This is a genomic window from Aeromonas bestiarum (assembly GCF_000819745.1).
Classification (GTDB): domain Bacteria; phylum Pseudomonadota; class Gammaproteobacteria; order Enterobacterales; family Aeromonadaceae; genus Aeromonas; species Aeromonas bestiarum.
Map to the genome: position 1 here is coordinate 13,626 of NZ_CDDA01000033.1, position 21,550 is coordinate 35,175.

19 protein-coding genes are annotated in these 21,550 nt (G+C 60.5%); 9 read left to right on the top strand and 10 right to left on the bottom strand.

Features of this window, described 5'->3' with window-relative positions; translation table 11 throughout:
- Positions 1-190: 190 nt before the first annotated feature.
- On the bottom strand, positions 191-772 hold the full coding sequence (locus BN1118_RS21365; protein WP_084214187.1) for a hypothetical protein: 582 nt from the start codon (positions 770-772) through the stop codon (positions 191-193).
- 246 nt (positions 773-1,018) lie between these two features.
- Complete coding sequence (locus BN1118_RS17405; protein ID WP_043557272.1) at positions 1,019-1,525, bottom strand: AAA family ATPase; 507 nt, start codon at positions 1,523-1,525, stop codon at positions 1,019-1,021.
- A gap of 231 nt (positions 1,526-1,756) precedes the next feature.
- On the opposite strand from BN1118_RS17405, the gene BN1118_RS17410 reads away from it, so the two are divergent.
- Entirely contained in the window at positions 1,757-2,236 is a 480-nt protein-coding gene (locus BN1118_RS17410) for a DM13 domain-containing protein (protein WP_043557273.1), read from the top strand.
- Between the two features lie 146 nt (positions 2,237-2,382).
- Here BN1118_RS17410 and BN1118_RS17415 read toward each other — a convergent pair whose 3' ends face one another.
- The 6 genes from BN1118_RS17415 to norV all read right to left on the bottom strand — a co-directional run bounded on the left by BN1118_RS17415 (position 2,383) and on the right by norV (position 9,096).
- The gene (locus BN1118_RS17415; RefSeq protein ID WP_043135890.1) at positions 2,383-2,937 is read right to left on the bottom strand and encodes a hypothetical protein; all 555 of its coding nucleotides are present in this window, start codon (positions 2,935-2,937) and stop codon (positions 2,383-2,385) included.
- Positions 2,938-3,199: 262 nt separating this feature from the next.
- Positions 3,200-4,426, bottom strand: coding sequence for an aromatic amino acid transporter (locus BN1118_RS17420; protein WP_043135835.1), 1,227 nt, complete (start codon positions 4,424-4,426; stop codon positions 3,200-3,202).
- Between the two features lie 288 nt (positions 4,427-4,714).
- Positions 4,715-5,932: a 4Fe-4S binding protein gene (locus BN1118_RS17425; protein ID WP_043135832.1), complete on the bottom strand. Its 1,218-nt coding sequence runs from the start codon at positions 5,930-5,932 to the stop codon at positions 4,715-4,717.
- Positions 5,933-6,055: 123 nt separating this feature from the next.
- Complete coding sequence (locus tag BN1118_RS17430) at positions 6,056-6,397, bottom strand: TehB family protein (RefSeq protein ID WP_042064476.1); 342 nt, start codon at positions 6,395-6,397, stop codon at positions 6,056-6,058.
- A gap of 51 nt (positions 6,398-6,448) precedes the next feature.
- Complete coding sequence (gene norW, locus BN1118_RS17435) at positions 6,449-7,615, bottom strand: NADH:flavorubredoxin reductase NorW (protein ID WP_043135827.1); 1,167 nt, start codon at positions 7,613-7,615, stop codon at positions 6,449-6,451.
- Complete coding sequence (norV, locus tag BN1118_RS17440; protein ID WP_043135823.1) at positions 7,612-9,096, bottom strand: anaerobic nitric oxide reductase flavorubredoxin; 1,485 nt, start codon at positions 9,094-9,096, stop codon at positions 7,612-7,614. Before norV ends, norW begins: the two co-directional genes overlap by 4 nt.
- 171 nt (positions 9,097-9,267) lie before the next feature.
- On the opposite strand from norV, the gene norR reads away from it, so the two are divergent.
- A complete protein-coding gene (gene norR, locus BN1118_RS17445) occupies positions 9,268-10,794 on the top strand; it encodes a nitric oxide reductase transcriptional regulator NorR (protein WP_043135822.1) in 1,527 nt (508 codons plus the stop codon).
- A 102-nt stretch (positions 10,795-10,896) separates the two neighbouring features.
- Here the strand turns inward: norR and BN1118_RS17450 are convergent, their stop codons facing one another.
- Positions 10,897-11,604, bottom strand: coding sequence for a GntR family transcriptional regulator (locus BN1118_RS17450; protein ID WP_043135820.1), 708 nt, complete (start codon positions 11,602-11,604; stop codon positions 10,897-10,899).
- 284 nt (positions 11,605-11,888) lie between these two features.
- Between BN1118_RS17450 and BN1118_RS17455 the strand changes: the two genes are divergently transcribed.
- On the top strand, positions 11,889-13,478 hold the full coding sequence (locus BN1118_RS17455) for an alpha-glucoside-specific PTS transporter subunit IIBC (RefSeq protein WP_043135817.1): 1,590 nt from the start codon (positions 11,889-11,891) through the stop codon (positions 13,476-13,478).
- Positions 13,475-14,800 (top strand): 6-phospho-alpha-glucosidase, encoded by a 1,326-nt coding sequence (locus BN1118_RS17460; protein ID WP_209428888.1) that lies wholly within the window; start codon positions 13,475-13,477, stop codon positions 14,798-14,800. Before BN1118_RS17455 ends, BN1118_RS17460 begins: the two co-directional genes overlap by 4 nt.
- A gap of 80 nt (positions 14,801-14,880) precedes the next feature.
- Here the strand turns inward: BN1118_RS17460 and BN1118_RS17465 are convergent, their stop codons facing one another.
- Positions 14,881-15,885 (bottom strand): substrate-binding domain-containing protein, encoded by a 1,005-nt coding sequence (locus tag BN1118_RS17465; protein WP_043135813.1) that lies wholly within the window; start codon positions 15,883-15,885, stop codon positions 14,881-14,883.
- A 435-nt stretch (positions 15,886-16,320) separates the two neighbouring features.
- Between BN1118_RS17465 and BN1118_RS17470 the strand changes: the two genes are divergently transcribed.
- The 5 genes from BN1118_RS17470 to BN1118_RS17490 all read left to right on the top strand — a co-directional run bounded on the left by BN1118_RS17470 (position 16,321) and on the right by BN1118_RS17490 (position 21,549).
- The gene (locus tag BN1118_RS17470) at positions 16,321-17,442 is read left to right on the top strand and encodes a branched-chain amino acid ABC transporter substrate-binding protein (RefSeq protein WP_043135811.1); all 1,122 of its coding nucleotides are present in this window, start codon (positions 16,321-16,323) and stop codon (positions 17,440-17,442) included.
- 64 nt (positions 17,443-17,506) lie between these two features.
- Complete coding sequence (gene livH, locus BN1118_RS17475; RefSeq protein ID WP_042867383.1) at positions 17,507-18,433, top strand: high-affinity branched-chain amino acid ABC transporter permease LivH; 927 nt, start codon at positions 17,507-17,509, stop codon at positions 18,431-18,433.
- The gene (locus BN1118_RS17480; protein WP_043135809.1) at positions 18,433-19,701 is read left to right on the top strand and encodes a high-affinity branched-chain amino acid ABC transporter permease LivM; all 1,269 of its coding nucleotides are present in this window, start codon (positions 18,433-18,435) and stop codon (positions 19,699-19,701) included. The genes livH and BN1118_RS17480 overlap by 1 nt, the downstream gene beginning before the upstream one ends.
- Before the next feature lie 97 nt (positions 19,702-19,798).
- Entirely contained in the window at positions 19,799-20,572 is a 774-nt protein-coding gene (gene livG / locus BN1118_RS17485; RefSeq protein WP_043557277.1) for a high-affinity branched-chain amino acid ABC transporter ATP-binding protein LivG, read from the top strand.
- 275 nt (positions 20,573-20,847) lie between these two features.
- Complete coding sequence (locus BN1118_RS17490) at positions 20,848-21,549, top strand: ABC transporter ATP-binding protein (protein ID WP_043557278.1); 702 nt, start codon at positions 20,848-20,850, stop codon at positions 21,547-21,549.
- Position 21,550: the final 1 nt, after the last annotated feature.

Below are 21,550 nucleotides of genomic sequence, written 5' to 3' on the forward strand. Positions count from 1 at the left end.
CTGCATGAAATTATTTATTCGTTATCCCTACTACACTGGTTTTTTTCGCCACATTAGTTCATGAGTTCACTCTGGTTTATTTACATAAATTAGTTATAAATATGAAACATTAAACAATGTAAGGCTGCAACAACATGCACAACTATTGGGTCATGAAAAATACTATAACATCTGAATAAACTCTAATAAATTAGAGTTCAACAATTCTAGCAAGACCAGAAGGCAAGCGAACGGTTCTATTTTGATTGGCCCTCCAAAATAATCGATACTCTTGCTGCCAAGCATCCTCAAAGGATTTTAAAAAATGATCTCTTTCGTGACCTCGTGTATATTTACAATTACCTGCAATAGACTTACATTTAAGTCGTTTATTTATAACCCTAGCTAGATTATTGATATCTAATATCTCAACACAAGCTACCTTTCCTAATTTTTTTGCTATCTCAGGGTCGAATACATTACAAAACGACAATATAAGACCATCTTCTTTATAATACATACCATTAGTGATATCTGGTATTCTCATTCCGTTATAATAATTACCAGACATGTTCACTCCCTTGACATCGTGCATCTCAAATCCAAACATCTTCAATGCAGGAATGGGGAATTCTGATCGATGAATTAGGTTTTCATCCGGAGTCATGATCCCTTCACGATTGTTACTTAAGTAGGTACTGGCTAGCTTAATAGGTATATCGCCTCCACTGACCCATGTTTTACAGTGCCACTTCTCAGACAGGTACAAATATTTTCTTGCGTTGCCACTCATAATAAAAATCCTGTAGAGTATTCATAAGGAATAATGACAATATTTTTGTACTATTTTCAAGTGAAAAAAATTATGAATATAGCTCGTAGGTTCGATTAACTATCAGGCGTAATCGGACGTTCGCGTAAATCAACTCTTCCGTCATATCAGCCAGCCGAATATCCTCTCCGGCTGACCGCCCCTGACTCACGGCAACAGCCGGAACAGAAGCCTCTCGATCGTCCGATTACGCCGCGCTAATCGAACCTACAGATCCTTTGCCAACGCGGCGACAATCTTTTCCACGCTCTGGGCTACCGACAGGGTGGCGCTATCCAGTATCAGGCGCTCCCTGTCCCAGGGTTCATAATCGCGGTCGAGCACCGCCTGCCAGTCCGGCAATGCAAACCCCGCAATATCGGCCGTCCGGTTCTCGACCCGTTCACGGTGCAGCCTAGGGTTGGAGCAGACGACCTCGATATCGAGACAGGGCACCCCGACCGAGAGGGCAACGTCGTGGTAAGCATCCCGGGTAAGCTGTATGGGGTTAACGGAATCGGTAATGACAGTAGACCCGACTTTCAGGTTCTCTCTGGCCAGCTCATAGGCAACGAAATACCCGGCGGGCCCCATCTCTTTGTTTGTCTGGTCGGCGTCACGAATGGCCTGCTCTATGGTATCGATGCGCAGATAGACGGCCCCCAACCGCTGGGCCAAGGCACGCGCAATGGTGCTCTTTCCGCTGCCCGGCAAACCACTGAAGATAATCAGCATCATGTCTCCCCTGTGATGAAAAAGCTTGCCGGTATTCTCCCCGCGATGGAGGCCCTGAGTCCAGCGCCTGTGTGCCGGCAGCCCACCGACAGGCTCGCCCGATCACCACAACCCCATGCAGGCACCGGCTGCGGGGCCCCCCACAGAGTGAACCTTGCCGCGTTCGGGTATGGGCATGGGAAGCTGCCGCTGTTAGGGTATGACCATCAATTAATCGACGACCGAGGCGTTATGCAACGCAAGACCCTGGCCCTGTTGCTGGTCACCCATCTGTTGGTGGGAGCGGCGGGCTTTGCCGTCGGCATCTATGCCCTGCCGATCCTGATAGCGCCTGCCGCACCGAGCAGTGAACAGGTGGCGGCCAGTCAGCAACAGGCAACCTTTAACGGCACCTTTCGCCGGGATCTGAAAGAGAGCGACCGGCTGCACTGGGGCGAAGGCCAGGTGAGCATAGGGCCAGATGCCATCAGCCTGATGGGCAAACTGGCGCCGGGGCCCGACTACCAGCTCTATCTGTCGCCGGAATTTGTCGAAACCGAGGCGGACTTTGCCCGCCTGAAGCCACAGATGGTGCGGGTCGGGCCGGTGAAAACCTTCGACAACTTTATCGTGCCGCTCCCCGCCAATATCGATCCGGCCCGCTACGACAGCGTGATCGTCTGGTGCGAAACCTTCGGCCAATTCATCACGGCCGCCCGCTATCGGCAGTAGATGCCATGCCCGCTTCCTGCCGTCATGAGCCAGCCGATCAAAGAGGAGGTTTCTTCTCCCGCGACAGTCCAATACAAAAGGCGCCAACAGGCGCCTTTTGATGATCGGCAGCGGCGAGCCGCACCGACCCCATTGCACGGAACGCCTTACTCCACCGGCGCCATCAGGTGCTGATAGGGGGTGCCAGACCACATGATATAGGGTATCGAGGTATCAGGAGCGGCACCTTTCGGATACTGATCGTAGAAGGCGTCATCCGCCCCGACAACCATCACGTGGGGCCCGGTCTGCAACCAGTGATTGCTGGTGGTGGGCTGGGTGGCGTAAGGATCTGTGTTGCTGGCATCGGTGCCACCCTTGAGCATGTACATAAAGCCGATCTTGCCCTTGGGCGGGGTCTGATGGCCGATCCAGGCGTGAGCCCAGGCCATCGCCGCCGCATCCATGCACATGGGGTCCGGCCCCGGCGTGGCGGGGTTGTCGGGCATGCAGGTAAAACCGTTGCTGCCTTCCCGCAGGGTACGCATCTTGCCATCGGCGCCCATGGCGACAATGGTGGCGCCGGCACCGACCCTGGTGGGGGCCGCCGCCATGGCGCTGGTGATCATCGCCTCGTCCGTCATCGCCGCAGCGCCGGCCATCTCTTCGGCCTGCACCAGGCCGGCCAGGGTGATGGCCGCGAGTGCTCCAAGGGTGGACATGTGCTTGCACATAACGTCTGTCTCCCGGTTGATTGGATAGATCACGCGCGGCCTGACTACCATGGCGGCCGTGCTGCCGGGCAGCAGCTGTCTGGTGGGGGACGGAGTGATCGGAAGGTGGCGCCATGGGGTCGCAGCCCGGGGGCGTGCGGTGGGCCGCCGACGTCATCTGTCTGACTATAGTCCCTCCAGCTCCCTGCGCCGGATGGCGCAAAAAACAAGGCGCCACCCGGGCGCCTTGTCATAGGGTGAGGACAAAAAACTAGCCCATGTAGACGGGCAGCAGACCCGCCATGTTGAGCAGATGGAAGAGGGCGGTCAGCACCCCGAACAGCAAGACGCCCACTATCATCGGCAGGCCGCCCGGCGCGCGGAAGCCGTCACCTTTGCCGCCTTGCTCACCCTTGCCGGCGCGCACCTTCCAGGCCAGCAGCGCGGGTATGATGCAGGTCCAGAGCGTCGCCACGGCACCGGCGTAGCCGATGGCCATCAGGAAGCCGAACGGGAACAGCAGGGAGAGCAGCAGCGGCGGCAGGAAGGTGGCGGCCCACGACTTGGCGCGGCCACCGCGGCCGTTGTCGAACTTGAACAGATCCGCCAGATAGTCGAACACCCCCAGACCCACACCGATAAAGGAGGAGAGGATGGCGGCCATGGAGAAGAGGTTGAGGGCGCTGGAGACGGCCTCCGACTCTATCACCGAGGCCAGCGCCTTGAGCAGCACATCGACGTTGCCGCCCTGGGCCACCACGGGTCCGAACTCGCTGCGCGGCAGGTTGCCGAACACGCTCACCAGCCAGATGAGGTAGAACAGCAGCGCGATGGCAGTGCCGCCGAGGATGGCGTAACGGGCGCGGCGCTCCTCACCGTAGTAGGCGCGCATGGACGACACCGAATGGTGATAGCCGAACGAGGTGAGCGCCACCGGCAGCATAGCCAGGGCATAGGGGGCATAGCTGGCGTGCTGGCTCAGGGTATCGAACAGCAGGGTCGGCTTGATGTTGAGCGACAGGCCCGAGATGCCGAACACGAAGCTCAGCCCCATGGCGATGACCAGCACCACTGAGATGCGATCCACCGCCCGGGTGGAGTGCCACACCAGGCCGGAGAAGCCCAGGGTAAACAGGATGGAGCCCCAGTGGCTGCCGATGCCGGTCATGCCATCTATGATGAGGCCGGCCGAGGTGATGTAGGCGTAGAGCAGTATGCCACCGACGAAGTAGACGGTGAGGTTGTTGAGGACGTTGACCTTGTCCCCCAGCAGTTCGCGGGTGACGGTATCGAACGACACGCGCAGCGGATAGCCCTGATAGGACTCCAGCAGCATCCAGCCGGAAACCGTCATCACCACCATGGTCAGGGTGATGGCCAGCACCGACCAGATGGTCCAGGCGCCCGCCCCGGCACTCGGCAAGCCCAGCATGCCGGCTCCTACACAGACGCCGGCAATGATGCATGCCCCGCCCACCAAAGATGGTTTCTGTCCCATTTACTTCTCCAAAGACGATTGTGGATCTGGTCGCGACCGCGGACCGTTGCATTTGCTACGCCGGTTGTCATGGTAGATCGCGCTCATCTATGTGCCGGCGCCCAGTACTTGCTGCTTCGAAAGCGAAGCAAGGTGCGGTTAAGGCGGGCTGCCGGCCCGACACGGCAGCAGGGCCACCATATCGGGGAAGGGACTTTACCCTGCTACCCCTCAGGTATCAAATGCGGGTGTATCTTCAGAGCTCCCGGCGGCCCCCCAACAGGCAGCCTGCAACTGGCGCATCGGCACTCAATGAGCCAGTTGCGGCAACAGCTGCAGCAGCTGGGCGCGATCCGCCAGCGGCGTCTGGCTGACCCAGATACCCAGCAGGCCGTAGGAGAGCAGCGGCAATATCAACAACAGCAGGCAGAGCAGACCCAGCAGCCAGCGGGGCTCAAGCCTGCGCGCCTTGCTGCCAAGGTGCAGCGCATCTGCCCGCTTGGGGCAGGCGGCGACGCAGCTCATACAACTGGTGCACTCCAGGCTGCGCACCGCGATCAGCTGGTGCACCTGGATGCGGGAGGGACAAACCCGGCTGCACTTGTCGCAGTCATGGCCAGCACTTCGCAGGCAGCGGGCCGGGTCACGCCGAATGCGCAGCGGTGTCAGCAGGCCGAGTAAAGACAGCCAGGCGCCGTAGGGGCAGAGGTAGCGGCAGAAGCCCTGGCGGAAGGTGGCGGTGAGCAGCAGCACCCAGCCCAGACACAGGCCCGAAATCAGGGTCAGGTTGAAGAAGAAGGCCCCCATCTTCATGTCCGCCGCCTGATGGTAGGGGCTGGTGAAGTAGCCGGGCAGAGCGGTGCCCGGCACCGCGATCAGCACGATAAACAGCAGGAAAGCCAGCACCAGGAATTTCTGGGAACGCAGCACGGCATCGAGCCAGCGCGGCGGCGTCCACTCCCCCACTATCCATCGGCTGCGCAGGCCGTGCATCCACTCGCCCACCAGCCCGAGCGGGCAGAACCAGGCGCAGAAGGCCCGCCCCAGCAGCAGGGCCGACAGGCAGAGCACCAGTACAGTGATGGTCGCCGCCGGATGATGGGGATCCACTATGCCCTGACTGAGCCAGGCCCGCAGCCCGAGCCCGCCGGCGATGGGCAGGAAACCGTCCACCACGTCCGGACGCATCAGCCAGGGGGTCTCCCCCTGCCCCAGCTGCCAGATATGGATGCTGTACTGCACAGTCACCAACCCCCAGCAGATCAGCAGCAGATGGCGCGCGCGCCCCCGCAGCGACTGGCTGTTGATCCCGCTGAGTGCCGGCAGCGGTCGGTATCTGTGCCACAGGGCGAGGGGGATGACCAGCAGCCCCAGCGCGAACCAGAGCAGGCTGTCCGCCGCCACCAGCCAGATCAGGCCCAGCAGGCCGAGGGCAAGACGCCACTGCCAACCGGTGCGCGCCTGCCACCCCAACAGGGCCAGATAGACCAGGCCAGCCACCATGGTCATCGCTTCAATCAGGCTCATGCATCTCCCTCATAGCACTCATTCGGATAAGGGGGCAGGATAACGAACATCTGAGTTGATTATTTTGATCTGCATGGGCAGAGGGGGACATTCGCGCCCAATGCCCCTGGCGAGGGTTGAACCTTATGCCTTGCGGCTGTTGAACAGCGGCTGGTCCGATTCGGCCTGCTCGGCCCAGAAGTGGATGTTGAAGCGGGCATCCTCCGACAGCTCGACCCTGTGCCAGTATTGGGGCGGGCTGGTGGCAAACTGGCCGGCATGGATCACCAGGCTTATCTCAGGCTCCTCGGCCTGCTCGTCGGCAAAGCCGTGGTAGGTGACTGTGCCCTCCATCACGCAGAGCTGACCGAAGACGCCGGCTGCCGTGTTGTGATGGGTGAGCAAAGCCTGGGGCACGTTCTGGCGGGTGAAGAAGGGGGTGGAGCGACGCACTACCCAGTGAGACGGAATCAATTGCATGGCCATATCAGTTCTCCTCAAGTGGCCGGGTCGACCCGGCCGATGCAATGAAAGGGGTTAACGGGGCAGCTGGCGCAGCAGCGGGAAGGCGGCGCTCATCTGATCACCCCCCACCACGAAGCCGCACAGCTCGCCATCCTCGCCATGCGCCTCGGCCACCATGCCGTGGCTGTTCCAGCGGCACTGCCAGGCGAGATCCTCGCCCTTGGTGCGGCCCGCCAGCTGCAAGGGGTAACGCGGCGTTTTCACCTTCACCAGCATGGGCGGCAGGGTCAGCGGGGTCGGCGTGCCAAGCAGAGTGCGCGCCAACGCATTGGCCCCCAGCACTATGGGTAGCAGGAAGGGGAGCAGCTGGCCCCGCCACTGCACGCAATCACCCAGTGCGAAGATATGGGGATCGCTGGTCTGCAAGTTGTCGTCGACCAGGATGCCGCGCTCCACCTCCAGCCCGGCCCCCCGGGCCAGGGCCAGATTCGGCCGCAGGCCGATCGCGGCGATCACCAGATCCTGCTCGCTGGTGCGGCCATCGGTCAGGGTCACCCGCCAGCCGTCGCCGGGCTGGGCGTCTATCCTGGCGATACCCAGCCCGAATTGCAGGCTGACCCCCTGACTGCGCAGCGCCTGTTGCAGCGGTTGGGTCAGGGCGGCCGGCAACAGGGCGCTGAGCGGGCTGTCGGCCAGATCCAACAGGGTGACCTCGCGACCATCGCTCGCCATGTCCATCGCCAGCTCGCAGCCTATGAGGCCAGCCCCCAGCACCATGATGCGGCTGGCCTGCTGGATTAGCCCCTCGGCGGCGGCGTACTCCTGCTGGCTGTTGAGGGTCACCAGATGCTCGCTGCCCGGTATCTCGGGGCGCGCCGCGCTGGCGCCGGTGGCCAGCACCAGCTGGCCATAGGGGAAGCTGCCCTGCTCGGTCAGCACCAGCCGCCGGACGGGATCTATGCCAAGCACGGGGCAGTGGGGCAGCAGCGCGATGCGCTGCTGCTCGGCAAAGTCGCTGCCGCTCTGCCGGGTCATGGCCGCGGCGGCGCAGCCCCGGCTCACCACGTGGCTCAAGTCCGGCTTGTTGTACTCGTCGCCGCTGTCGGCCGTGATGAGGCGGATGGGCTGCTCACCATCCAGCTTGCGCAGGCTCTTGACCAGCTGCTGGGCGGCGAAGCCGCTGCCGATCACCACGATTTCCCGGCTGATGCCGGCGTCATTCAGGGTTGCTGCGTTCATACACAGGCCTCCACGGCGCAGGGTTCGAATACCTCCTTGCCGATACCGCAGCCGGGGCAGAGGAAGCTGTCCGGTACCTGGGCCCAGGGAGTGCCCGGTGCCACCAGCTGATCCGGCTCCCCCAGTGCCGGGTCATAGACCCACTGGCAGACGACGCAGAGCATGCTCTGCTCATCGTCCAGCGTGCTGGCGACCGGGGTGACGACACGCGCAACCGGTACCTCGATCACGGGCGCCGTCACTGCGGCGTTCTTTGTGATGATCGGGCGAGGTGCCTCCAGCGGGTGCAGCGCCCACTGGCGGGCCAGCTGGCGGCCGTGCTCGCGGCATTCGGCAAGGGCCGAACCATCGGGACGCCACTTGGCCTTGAGGGAGATGCTGATGTCGAAACCCGCGTCCATCAGCCGGGTCTGGATGCGGTCCACGGCGCCGCCGGTCCAGCCGTAGCTGCCGAAGGCCGAGGCGCGCTTGTTACGGAACCGCAGGCCGGTGATCTCTTCGAGCATGCCCGCCACCTTGGGCATCATGACGTTGTTCATGGTGGAGGAGCCCACCAACACCCCCTTGGAGCGGAACACCTGGGTCAGGATCTCGTTCTTGTCGTGGCGCGCCACGTTGAAGATCTTCACCGCCACGCCCGGGTCCACCTCGTGGATGCCCTGGGCGATGGCGTCGGCCATCATGCGGGTGTTGTTGGACATGGAGTCGTAGAAGAGGGTGATGCGGTCTTCCTGATAGTGGTCGGCCCACTCCAGGTATTTCAGGATGATCTGGGTGGGGTCCTCGCGCCAGACGATGCCGTGGGAGGTGGCCACCATGCTCACCGGCAGGTTGAAGCCCAGCACTTCCTTGATCTTGGCGGTCACCAGCGGGCTGAAGGGGGTGAGTATGTTGGCGTAGTAACGCTGGCACTGCTCCATCAGCTCGGTCTGATCCACCTCGTCGTTGAACAGGTGCTCGTCGCAGTAGTGCTGACCGAAGGCGTCGTTGGAGAAGAGCACGGCATCCTCCGTCATGTAGGTCATCATGCTGTCTGGCCAGTGCAGCATGGGGGTCTCGATAAACACCAGCTGCTTGCCGTTGCCTATGTCCAGGCTGTCGCCTGTCTTGACCGGGTGGAAGTTCCACTCTGGGTGATGATGGTGGCCTGTGATGGAGTCGATGGCGTTGTGGGTGCAGTAGATGGGGGTGCCAGGGATGCGGGCCATCAGCTCGGTCAGGGCGCCGGCGTGATCCTCCTCGGCGTGGTTGATCACCACGAAGTCGATGGAAGCGAGATCGATCTCCGCCGCCAGGTTCTGCACGAACTCCCGGCTGAACTTGTGATCGACGGTGTCGATCAGTACGTTCTTCCCTTCGCGGATGAGATAGCTGTTGTAGCTGGTTCCCTTATGGGTCTTGTACTCGGTGCCGTGGAAGTCGCGCACCTCCCAGTCCCGTTGGCCGACCCAGTGAATGTTGTTTTTGACGTGAATGCTCATCAAGTTGTTCCTCAGAATGCAATAGCGAATGTGCGACTGAACGGACTATTGCAGTTGACGTGCCAACTCATAACTTATTGTTTTTACTAGACACACACATAGAACATTGTCATTTAGACAGCCACTCTTTATAGTCAAAACCACAAACACACTGTCATTTGGACAATCACCTTGATCTCGACCGACAGCCTGGCGCGCATCGCCCTCGACCTGCAACTCGGCATCTCCCACCAGGACCGCTTTCACCGCCTGATCCAGAGCGTGCGCAGCCTGCTGCACTCGGACGCCTCGGCCCTGCTGCGCTACGAGGGGGGCCAGTTCATCCCGCTGGCCATCGACGGCCTGATGCAGGACGTGCTGGGCCGCCGCTTCGCGCTGGCGGACCATCCGCGCATGGAGGCCATAGCCCGTGCCGGTGACGTGGTGCGCTTCCCCGCCGACAGCAACCTGCCCGACCCCTATGACGGCCTGATCCCGGATCACGACGACCTCAGGGTGCACGCCTGCGTTGGCCTGCCACTGTTTTCGGATCAGACGCTCATCGGCGCCCTGACCATAGACGGCATGAACCCGACCCAGTTCGACGGCATCAGCGACGAGGAGCTGCGGCTGGTGGGCGCCCTGGCCGCCGCCGCCCTCAGCAACGCCCTGTTGCTGGAACGGCTCGCCCGCCAGAGCAGCGAACCCCTCGCCCCCTCCACCCAGAATGGGCCGGGCCAGCCCGAGATGATTGGCCGCTCCCCGGCCATGGACCGGTTGCGCCACGAGATAGCCGTGGTGGCGAGCTCAGAGCTGAACGTGCTGATCCTGGGGGAGACAGGAGTCGGCAAGGAGCTGATCGCCAAGGCGGTGCATCAGGGCTCACCCCGTGCCAGCGTGCCACTGGTCTATCTCAACTGCGCCGCCCTGCCGGAATCGGTGGCGGAGAGCGAGCTGTTCGGCCACGTGAAGGGGGCTTTCACCGGCGCCATTCACAACCGGGCGGGTAAGTTCGAGCTGGCCGACAAGGGCACCCTGTTTCTGGACGAGATCGGCGAACTCTCCCTGTCGCTGCAGGCCAAGCTGCTGCGGGTGCTGCAATACGGCGATCTGCAGCGGATCGGTGACGACACCCCGCTCAAGGTAAACGTGCGCATCCTGGCCGCCACCAACCGGGATCTGAAACAGGCTGTGGTCGAGGGGCAGTTTCGAAGCGATCTCTACCACCGCCTGAGCGTCTTCCCGATCCACGCCCCCGCCCTGCGGGAACGACCGGACGACATACCCCTGCTTGCCGGTTATTTTTGCGAACGCTGCCGGGTCAGCCTGGGGCTGGAGCGGTTGCGCATCCAGCCCAGAGCGCTGCAACTGCTCGCCAGCTACGACTGGCCGGGCAACGTGCGGGAGCTGGAGCACGCCATCCACAGGGCGGCCGTACTGGCGCGGGCCGAGCAGGGCAGTCAGGCACCCGCGCTGGATTGCCACCACTTCAACCTGGCGGCCACCGGCACCCCCTCATCCAGCCGCATTCCTGTGGAACAGGCGGTGCAGCCAACAACAGTCATGGGGCTGCGCACGGCCACAGATGCCTTCCAGCTCCAGCTGATCGAGCAGACCCTGGCGGCCCAGCAGGGCAACTGGGCCGCCACCGCCCGGGCGCTTGAGCTGGACGGCGGCAACCTGCACCGGCTCGCCAAGCGGCTCGGGCTCAAGGCCTGATGCTGGCGACACCCCATAAACAAAAACCCCCTCCTGACGAGGGGGTTTTTCGTGGTGCCTGTGCGATGACAGGGGCAACGGCATGGTCCATCGGCGGCGGATTCAGTCACGGGCACGGCGCAGGTGGTAGTCGACGTGATAGTCGTTGGCGTTGCGGAACATGATGGAGTAGTTGAGAAACTCCCCGTTCTCACCATAAGAGAGGGAGGTCAGCCGCAGGATGGGCGCCCCCTGCTCGATATGCAGCAGCTCGGCCATCTGCCGGTCGGCCAGCACGGCGCTGAAGCTCTCGTAGTTGCCGGCGATAGGGAGCTGGCACTCGTTCTCGATGTAGGCAAACTTGGAGCCCTCCAGATGGGCCACCGACAGGGTGCGAAACAGCCGCACCGGCATGTAGCTCTCCTCCAGCAGCAGGGCCCGGCCATCCACAGAGCGCACCCGGCTGGAGTAGTAGACGGGTTCGTTCACCTTGACCCTGAGCTGGCTGGCAATCGCCGGTGGGGCCGGCATGGTACGAAACTCCAGCACCTGGCTGGTGAGCTCCCGGCCCTGATCGCGCATCAGCTCGGTAAAGCCGCTCAGCCCCTTGGTCTCATGCTGGACATCCTTCTTGGTCACATAGGTGCCGCTGCCGTGGCGCCGTGCCACCAGCCCCCATTCGATCAGCATGTCCACCGCCTTGCGCACCGTCATGCGCGACACACCGAACTGGCTCGCCAGCATCTTCTCGCTCGGCAATACGTCCCCCACCCGGCAATCCGCGCCATTGACCCGGATACGCAACCGATCCGCCACCGATTTATAGATCACTGCTAGACCTCTCCCAGCCTGTACCCGCGGCCCCCTCATTCAGGGGCTTCAGGCCCAACCAATTGAAAATAAACAATTTTAAATTCAAATAAACCGACAAGAACGTCACAAAAACAAGATGTACAACAATATCTCAAAATTTAGATCTCTTTGTCTAAATAAGAGCATGCGCCGGATCACATAACCACCACATATTTCATGAGGGCTTGACCCATTGTTGTTAGGTTCAATTCAGCAACACAAACAACACCCTATCAAAAACTCTTTTAATAAAGGGACAATATATGCTCAGTCAAATTCAACGCTTTGGCGGAGCAATGTTTACTCCTGTACTACTGTTTCCATTTGCAGGTATGGTAGTGGGCATTGCAATCATGCTGAAAAATCCCATGTTCGTGGGAGAGGCGCTGGCAAACCCGCAAGGGTTGTTCTTTCAAATAATCCATATTATTGAAGAAGGTGGCTGGACCGTATTCAGAAACATGCCGCTTATATTTGCCATCGGCTTGCCGATTGGGCTGGCAAATAAGGCGCAGGCACGAGCCTGTCTCTCCGTATTGGTCAGCTTCATGACCTGGAATTATTTCATCAATGCCATGGGGATGACCTGGGGCGACTATTTCGGGGTCGATTTCAATCAGGCAGTCGGCGGCGGAAGCGGCCTGGCCATGATCGCCGGGATCAAGACGCTGGACACCAGCATCATAGGGGCCATCGCCATCTCGGGTATAGTCACCGCCCTGCACAACCGGCTGTTTGATCGACAGTTGCCCGTCTTTCTCGGCATCTTTCAGGGCAGCTCCTTTGTCACCATCATTGCCTTCTTCCTCATGATCCCCTGTGCCTGGCTGACCCTGCAGGGGTGGCCCAAGGTACAGATGGGCATCGCCTCCCTGCAGGAGTTCATGCTGATCTCGGGCCCGCTCGGTGTCTGGGTCTACACCTTCCTCGAGCGCATCCTGATCCCGACCGGACTGCATCACTTCATCTATGGCCCCTTCATCTTCGGCCCGGCCGCGGTGGAAGGCGGCATCCAGCTCTACTGGGCCCAGCATCTGCAGGAGTTCAGCCAGAGCACGCGTCCGCTCATCGAGCTGTTCCCCCAGGGTGGCTTCGCACTGCACGGCAACTCCAAGATCTTCGGTGCCATGGGGATTGCCCTGGCCATCTACGCCACTGCAGCCCGTGAAAACAAGGCCAAGGTGGCCGGTCTGCTGATCCCGGCGACCCTGACCGCCATGCTGGTGGGCATCACAGAGCCGCTTGAATTCACCTTCCTCTTCATCTCGCCACTGCTGTTTGCCATCCATGCCCTGCTGGCCGCCACCATGGCCACCGTCATGTACCTGTTCGGTGTCGTCGGCAACATGGGCGGCGGCCTGCTCGACCAGTTCCTGCCGCAGAACTGGATCCCCATGTTCCACAACCATGCCGGCATGATGTTTACCCAGATAGCCATAGGCCTGGTGTTTACCGGACTCTGGTTCCTGATATTCAGGAGTCTCATTCTGAGATTCAATTTGAAAACCCCGGGGCGGGAAGACAGCGAAATAAAGCTGTATTCCAAGGCCGATTATCAGGTAGCCAAACAACAACGAGGCAGTGATATTGCGGAGCAAATTATCGAGGCACTCGGCGGCAGCAAAAACATAAGAAGCCTGAATAATTGCGCCACCCGCTTAAGAATATCGCTGATAAATTCCAGCCAGGTTGCGGCAGATGACATATTCAAACAACTGGGCGCCCATGGTGTGGTTCGTCATGGCGACAGCATTCAAATAATCATAGGTCTGCATGTGCCTCAGGTACGTGAAAATATGGAATCGATAATGAACAACCCCACTCAATCCTCTTCTTTCGTAACGGAGTCATGATCATGAAAAAATTCTCTGTAGTCATCGCCGGCGGCGGCAGCACTTTTACTCCTGGTATCGTTCTGATGTTGCTGGAGAACCAGCATCGTTTCCCGCTCAAGGAGATCAAGTTCTATGACAACGATGGTGCCCGCCAGGAAGTCATCGCCGAGGCATGCAGGATACTGCTGAAAGAGAAGGCACCCGAGATTGCCTTCAGCTACGGTACCGATCCCAAGGCGGCCTTCAGCGAGGTGGATTTTGTCATGGCCCACATCCGGGTCGGCAAATACCCCATGCGCGAGCAGGACGAGAAGATCCCCCTGCGTCACGGCGTGGTCGGTCAGGAGACCTGTGGCCCAGGCGGCATCGCCTACGGCATGCGCTCCATCGGCGGCGTGCTGGAGCTGGTCGATTACATGGAGCAGTACTCCCCCAACGCCTGGATGCTGAACTACTCCAACCCGGCCGCCATAGTGGCGGAGGCAACCCGTCGCCTGCGTCCCAACGCCAAAATCCTCAACATCTGCGACATGCCGATCGGGATCGAGGGGCGCATGGCCCAGATCGCCGGCCTTAAATCTCGCAAAGAGATGCGGGTACGCTACTACGGTCTCAACCACTTCGGCTGGTGGACCCACATCGAGGATCTGGCAGGCAACGACCTGATGCCGAAGATCAAGGAACACGTCGCCCGCCACGGCTACGTGCCCAACAGCGCCAGCCATGCCGAAGCAAGCTGGAACGATACCTTCGCCAAGGCCAGGGATGTGTGGGCGCTCGATCCGGATACCCTGCCCAACACCTATCTCAAGTACTACCTCTACCCTGACTATGTGGTGGCCCATGCCAACCCTGAGCATACCCGCGCCAACGAGGTGATGGAGCACCGCGAGAAGCAGGTATTCAGCGCCTGCCGCACCATCGTCAAGGCGAGTCATTCGGAGGCAGGCGAGCTGGAGATCGACGAGCACGCCTCCTATATAGTGGACCTGGCCACCGCCATCGCCTTCAACACCCAGGAGCGGATGCTGCTGATAGTCCCGAACCGGGGCGCCATCAACAACTTCGACCCCGAGGCCATGGTCGAGATCCCCTGTCTGGTGGGCAGCAGCGGGCCAGAGCCCTTGCAGGTCGGCAATATTCCCCTGTTCCAGCAGGGCCTGATGGGCCAGCAGGTGGCGGTCGAGAAGCTGGTGGTGGAAGCCTGGGTCGAACGCTCCTACCAGAAGCTGTGGCAGGCAATCACCCTGTCCAAGACTGTGCCCAGCGCCTCGGTGGCGAAGGCCATCCTGGATGACCTGGTGGCCGCCAACAAGGATTACTGGCCGCCGCTGCAATAAATCGCCCACAAACAAAAACCCCCTCGTGACGAGGGGGTTTTTCGTGGTGCCGACTATCGCCGTGCAATACAGCGGGGCGGTCAGCGCAGGGATTTGACCGAGCGGCGGACGATAAGCTCGGGCTCTACCGTCATGGACTCGACTTCCAGCGCCTTGTTGCGGATCCGGCTCACCAGATGCTTCACCGCCAGCAGGCCGAGCTCGGCCTTGGGGTGGCGGATGGTGGTCAGCGGCGGGCTGGAGAAGCGCGCCATTTCCACGTCGTCATAGCCGATCATGGAGATGTCGTCCGGCACCTTGACCCCGGCTTCCCAGGCGGCGCAGATGGCGCCGATGGCCATGGGATCATCGAAGGCAAACACAGCCGTCGGGCGAGGCGTGAGGGCCAGGATGCGCTGCATGGCATCGAAACCGCTCTGGCTCTCGTAATCCCCTTCGAAGATCTGCTCATCCTTCAGGGTCAGGCCATGCTCGCCCAAGGCGTCGCGCACCCCGTCCAGCCGCTGCTGGGTGGTCGGCTTGGAGAGCTGGCCAGTGATGCAGACGATCTCTTTATGGCCCTGCTCCAGCAGATGACGTACCGCCAGCCGCGCGCCTATGCGGGCGTTGTCGTTGATCACGTTGGCGAAATCGCACTCTGTGCCCCAATCCAACACCACCTGCGGCACATTCTTGTGGATGCGCAGCATGTCGCGCAGCGGGGTGTCGATGTCGGTTCCCAGCACCAGCAGGCCGTCGACCCGCTTCTCCATCAGCATTCTCAGGTAATGCTGCTGGCGGGGCGGCTGGTTTTCGGTGTTGCACAGGATCAGGCTGTAACCCTGTTCGAAACAGTACGCCTCCACCCCCTGTACCACTTCCGCGAAGAAGGGGTTGGCACTGGTGGTGACCAGCATGCCTATGGTTTTGGTTGAGTTTATCTTGAGGCTGCGCGCTACCGAGTTGGGCGCGTAGTTGAGTTCTGCCACCGCCTCAAGCACTTTTTGGGTTGCATCTTCGCTGACCCGACGGGTGTGATTGAGTACATGTGAGACGGTGGAGATGGATACGCCTGCACGGGAAGCGACATCCTTGATAGTGGCCATCTCTGTCTCCTGAAGATCAAAAGCGGAACATTAGCAGATTTCCCGAATAAAGGCTTGGTTTTAACAGGCACTGCCAATGAATTGTCAATGCTGGCTAATCTAGGCGCTCATTTCTATTTGCGCAAACGGATTTTGGTCAAAATGGGAGCAGTGTCAGGGTAAAATATCGTCAGTTTTTTCATCTGCCATTTGTCACCAGCACACCTTGTTGTGAAGATGTTAACTGAACAAATCAGTATTAATGTCTACAATGGCATTTGAATTTAGCTATTTGTTTCAAAAAAGCACTATCCCACCCACTATGGTTAGTATCTTTAACAGCTTGTTATTGCCCAGCGAGGAATGATAGAACCATACCTATTACCGGACTGGCGGGATCCCGGCCCGGAATGGCACACGGAAAATGAAACAATCCACTGATTAAGGGACGAATCAATGCATAAGTTGAGCAAAATCACAGTAAGCGCAGCGGTTTCTTTGGCTCTGTTTGGATCGATATCCATCGCCAACGCGGCTGACACCATCAAGATCGGCATCGCCGGCCCGGTCACAGGCCCGGTCGCCCAGTACGGTGACATGCAGTTCACCGGCGGCAAGATGGCGGTCGAGCAGATCAACAAGGCTGGCGGTATCGCAGGCAAGCAGATCGAAGCCGTCATCTATGACGATGCCTGCGATCCCAAGCAGGCCGTGGCGGTCGCCAACAAGGTGATCAACGACGGCGTCAAGTTCGTGGTCGGCCACCTCTGTTCCGACAACACCCTGCCCGCCTCCGACATCTATGAAGATGAAGGTGTGCTGATGATCACCCCCGCCTCCACCAACCCCAAGATCACCGAGCGCGGCTATCAGCTGGTGCTGCGTACCATAGGTCTGGACAGCGACCAGGGTCCGACCGCCGCCAAGTACATCATCGAGCAGGTCAAGCCCAAGCGCGTGGCCGTCATCCACGACAAGAAGCAGTACGGTGAAGGCATCGCCACCAGCGTGAAGGCCTCCCTGGACAAGGCCGGTGTGAAAGTGGTGGCGTTCGAAGGCATCACAGCCGGTGACAAGGACTTCTCCGCCCTGATCGCCAAGCTGCAGAAAGAGAACGTCGATTTCGTCTACTACGGCGGCTACCACCCCGAGCTGGGTCTGATCCTGCGTCAGGCTGGCGAGAAGGGCCTGAAGGCCAAGTTCATGGGTCCGGAAGGGGTAGGCAACAAGGACATCTCCGCCATCGGTGGCCCGGCTTCCGAAGGTCTGCTGGTGACCCTGCCGAACAAGTACGATCTGGTGCCGACCAACGCCCCGCTGGTGGCGGCGTTCAAGGCCAAGGGTCAGGACTCCTCAGGCCCCTTCGTCTGGACTACCTATGCGGCGGTACAGACCCTGGCTGCCGGTATCGCCAAGGCGGGTGAGGATGACCCGGCTGCAGTCGCCGCCGCCATTAAGGCCACGCCGATCGATACCGTCATGGGCACCCTGAGCTGGGCGCCGAGTGGTGACCTGAAAGGCTTTGAATTCGGTGTGTTCCAGTGGCACGCCGACGGTACCTCCACTCAAGTCAAATAATCTGCCGGTCGGGGTGACATGAGTCACCCCTCCTTTCTTTGCGGGCAAGTACAGGGATCGCAGTATGTCCGAACACCTCCTTTACCTGGTTCAGCAGCTGCTGAACGGGTTAACCATAGGCAGCACCTATGCGTTGATCGCCATCGGCTACACCATGGTCTATGGCATCATCGGCATGATCAACTTCGCCCACGGCGAGGTTTACATGATCGGCTCCTATGTCGCCTTTATGGTGATGGCCGGGCTCGCCATGATGGGCATCGACAGCACCTTCCTGCTGCTGGGAGGCGCCTTCCTGGTCAGTATCATCATCACGGGAACCTATGGCTGGACCATAGAGCGGGTCGCCTATCGCCCGCTGCGGGGCGGCAACCGCCTCATCCCCCTCATCTCCGCCATCGGCATGTCGATCTTCCTGCAGAACATGATGCGAATGGCACAGGGCTCGCGCGATATCGCCATGCCCACCCTGATCTCCGGGGGCTGGACCCTGGGCGCCGAAGACGGCTTCCAGGCCAGCCTCTCCTACATGCAGCTCATCATCTTCGTGGTGACCTTCATCACCATGCTGGCGCTGACCCAGTTCATCGGCCGCTCCCGCATGGGCCGTGCCTGCCGCGCCTGTTCGGAAGACATCAAGATGGCCAACCTGCTGGGGATAGATACCCATGTGGTCATCTCCATCACCTTCGTGCTGGGGGCCACCCTGGCCGCCGTCGCGGGCGTGCTGCTCGGCATGTATTACGGCGTCATCAACCCCTATCTCGGCTTTATGGCCGGTCTGAAAGCCTTTACCGCAGCGGTATTGGGCGGCATCGGCAGCATTCCCGGCGCCGTGCTGGGCGGCCTGCTGCTGGGGGTGGTGGAAGCACTCACCGCCGGCTATCTCAGCACCGAGTACAAGGATGTGATGGCCTTCGCCCTGCTGATCGGCGTCTTGCTGTTCATGCCCACCGGCATTCTCGGCCGACCGGAAGTGGAGAAAGTCTGATGAAACGCCAATTCATTCACGCCTGTATCGCCAGCCTGGTATTGCTGGTGCTCTCCTTCTGGCTGCTCGGCTTCAAACTCGAGACCGACGGCACCCGCTTGCTGGTAGTCAGCCGCCTCGACGTGTCGCTGGCCTGGCTGGTGGGCGGTGCCGCCCTGGTGTTCTGGTTCCAGATGTTGCGCGGCCAGATCAGCCGGCTGTTCAAAGGCTCCATCAGCGGCTTCTCCATCGGCTTCACCAAGCTGGTGCTGCCAAGCCCGGAAGAGGCACCCAAGCTCTATAACCTCACCGCCGTGCTGGTGCTGCTGTTTGCGGTCAGCTGGCCCTTCATGGCCTCACGAGGCGCCATCGATCTCGCCACCCTCACCCTGATCTACATCATGCTGGGGCTGGGGCTGAACGTGGTAGTGGGCCTGGCCGGTCTGCTGGATCTGGGCTACGTCGGCTTCTATGCGGTCGGCGCCTACAGCTATGCCCTGCTCAACACCTACTTCGGCCTGAGTTTCTGGGAGTGTCTGCCCATCGCCGGCCTGACGGCGGCCACCTTCGGCTTCCTGCTCGGCTTCCCGGTGCTGCGGCTGCGGGGGGACTACCTGGCCATAGTCACCCTGGGCTTTGGCGAGATCATCCGCATCCTGCTCAACAACATGACCAGCCTCACCGGCGGCCCGAACGGCATCTCCGGCATTCCCAAACCGACGCTGGGCGGACTCGAGTTCAACCGTACCGTCAAGGACGGGGGCTTTGGCACCTTCCACGACTTCTTCGGCATCGCCTACAACGCCAACCACAAGGTGATCTTCCTCTACCTGATGGCGCTGGTGCTGGTGGTGGCCACCCTGTTCGTCATCAACCGCTTGCTGCGCATGCCGCTGGGCCGCGCCTGGGAAGCGCTGCGGGAGGACGAGATCGCCTGCAAGTCGCTGGGGCTCAACCCCACCATCATCAAGCTGACCGCCTTCACCATAGGCGCCTGCTTCGCTGGCTTCGCCGGCAGCTTCTTCGCCTCGCGCCAGGGTTTCATCAGCCCGGAGTCCTTCGTCTTCATCGAGTCGGCTATCGTCCTTGCGATCGTGGTACTGGGGGGCATGGGCTCCCAGATCGGGGTGGTGCTGGCCGCCATAGTGATGACGGTACTGCCGGAGCTGGCCCGTGAATTCAACGAGTACCGCATGCTGATGTTCGGTCTGCTGATGGTGTTCATGATGATCTGGCGGCCACAGGGACTGCTGCCGATGACCAGACCTCACCTGGAGCTACAAAAATGAGCAATCAGACGTTGTTAGAAGTCTCTGATTTATCGATGCGCTATTTGACCGGATTGCTGGCGGTGACTTGCTCCACCTTGAATCGGGGGCTGAAAAAATGAGTGCCAATCAGAAGTTAATGGAAGTCTCTGATCTGTCGATGCGCTTCGGCGGTTTGTTGGCTGTCAACGGCGTCAAACTGGACGTGGACAAGGGGGAGGTGATCTCCATCATAGGCCCCAACGGCGCGGGCAAGACGACCGTCTTCAACTGCCTGACCGGCTTCTATCGCCCGAGCGGCGGCACCATTCGCTACAAGGGTGAAGAGATCCAGGGGCTGCCCGGTCATCTCATCGCCCGCAAGGGGATAGTGCGCACCTTCCAGCACGTGCGGCTGTTCAAGGACATGACGGCGGTGGAGAACCTGCTGGTGGCCCAGCATCGCCACCTCAACACCAGCTTCATCGCCGGCCTGTTCAAGACCCCTGCCTTTCGCCGTGCCGAGCAGGAGGGGCTGGAACACGCCGCCTTCTGGCTGGAGAAGGTGGGCCTCAAGGATCTCTCCAATCGCGCCGCCGGCAACCTGGCCTATGGCCAGCAACGCCGGCTCGAGATCGCCCGCTGCATGGCAACCCGGCCCGATCTGCTGATGCTGGACGAGCCGGCCGCCGGCCTCAACCCGCACGAGACAGATGAGCTGAACGAACTGATCATCAGCCTGCGGGACGAGTTTGGTGTCTCCGTCCTGCTTATCGAACACGACATGAAGCTGGTGATGGGCATCTCCAACCGCATCTTCGTGGTCAATCAGGGCACCCCGCTGGCCCACGGCAAGCCGGATGAGATCCGCAACAATCCGGCCGTGATCAAGGCCTATCTGGGCGAGTCATAGGGTCTGTTGACGTTTCGTCACGACCGCGACGGAATCTGTTTTGACGCGAAACTAGGCGCGAGGCGCGAAGTTTGGTGATCCAAATGAGCCGTCGAGTAACGTCGTTACGCGAAAAAACAGACCCGTCCCTTCGGGTTGCGCGGCAAATGACGCCATGCGTTGTTGCGGGACTTGCCAAGGGAATAGCCATTGCCTGCGCCCCGCGTCTAGCCTGGTGTCATTTTACGTGGCAACGCGGCTTGCGCCGAAACATCAACAGACCCTAGGGAAACAAGATGTTAGAACTTCGCAACGTATCGACCCACTACGGCAAAATTCAGGCGCTGCACGACGTCAGCGTCGAGGTGAAAGAGGGGGAAATCGTCACCCTGATAGGTGCCAACGGCGCCGGCAAGACCACCTTGCTGATGACATTGTGCGGCGAGCCCAAGCCCAGCAGCGGCAGCATCTGGTTCGAGGGGGAGCAGATAAGCGCCCTCACCACGGCCCGCATCATGCGCAAGGACATAGCCGTGGTGCCGGAGGGGCGCCGAATCTTCGCCCGCCTGACGGTGGAGGAGAACCTGCTGATGGGCGCCTTCTTCGTCGACAAGGAGGAGCAGCACGGCCTGCTGGATCAGGTGTTCACCCTGTTCCCGCGCCTGCACGAGCGGCTGCAACAGCGCGCCGGCACCATGTCCGGCGGCGAACAGCAGATGCTGGCCATAGGCCGCGCCCTGATGAGCAAGCCGCGCCTGCTGCTGCTGGATGAACCCTCGCTGGGGCTGGCCCCCATCGTCATCCAGCAGATCTTCGACACCATAGAGCAGCTGCGCCAGAAGGGGATGACCATCTTCCTGGTGGAGCAGAACGCCAACCAGGCGCTCAAGCTGGCCGATCGGGGCTATGTGCTGGAGAACGGCCACGTGGTGCTGCAAGATACGGGGGCCGCCCTGCTGGCCAACCCCGCAGTACGGCAGGCCTACCTGGGTGGTTAAC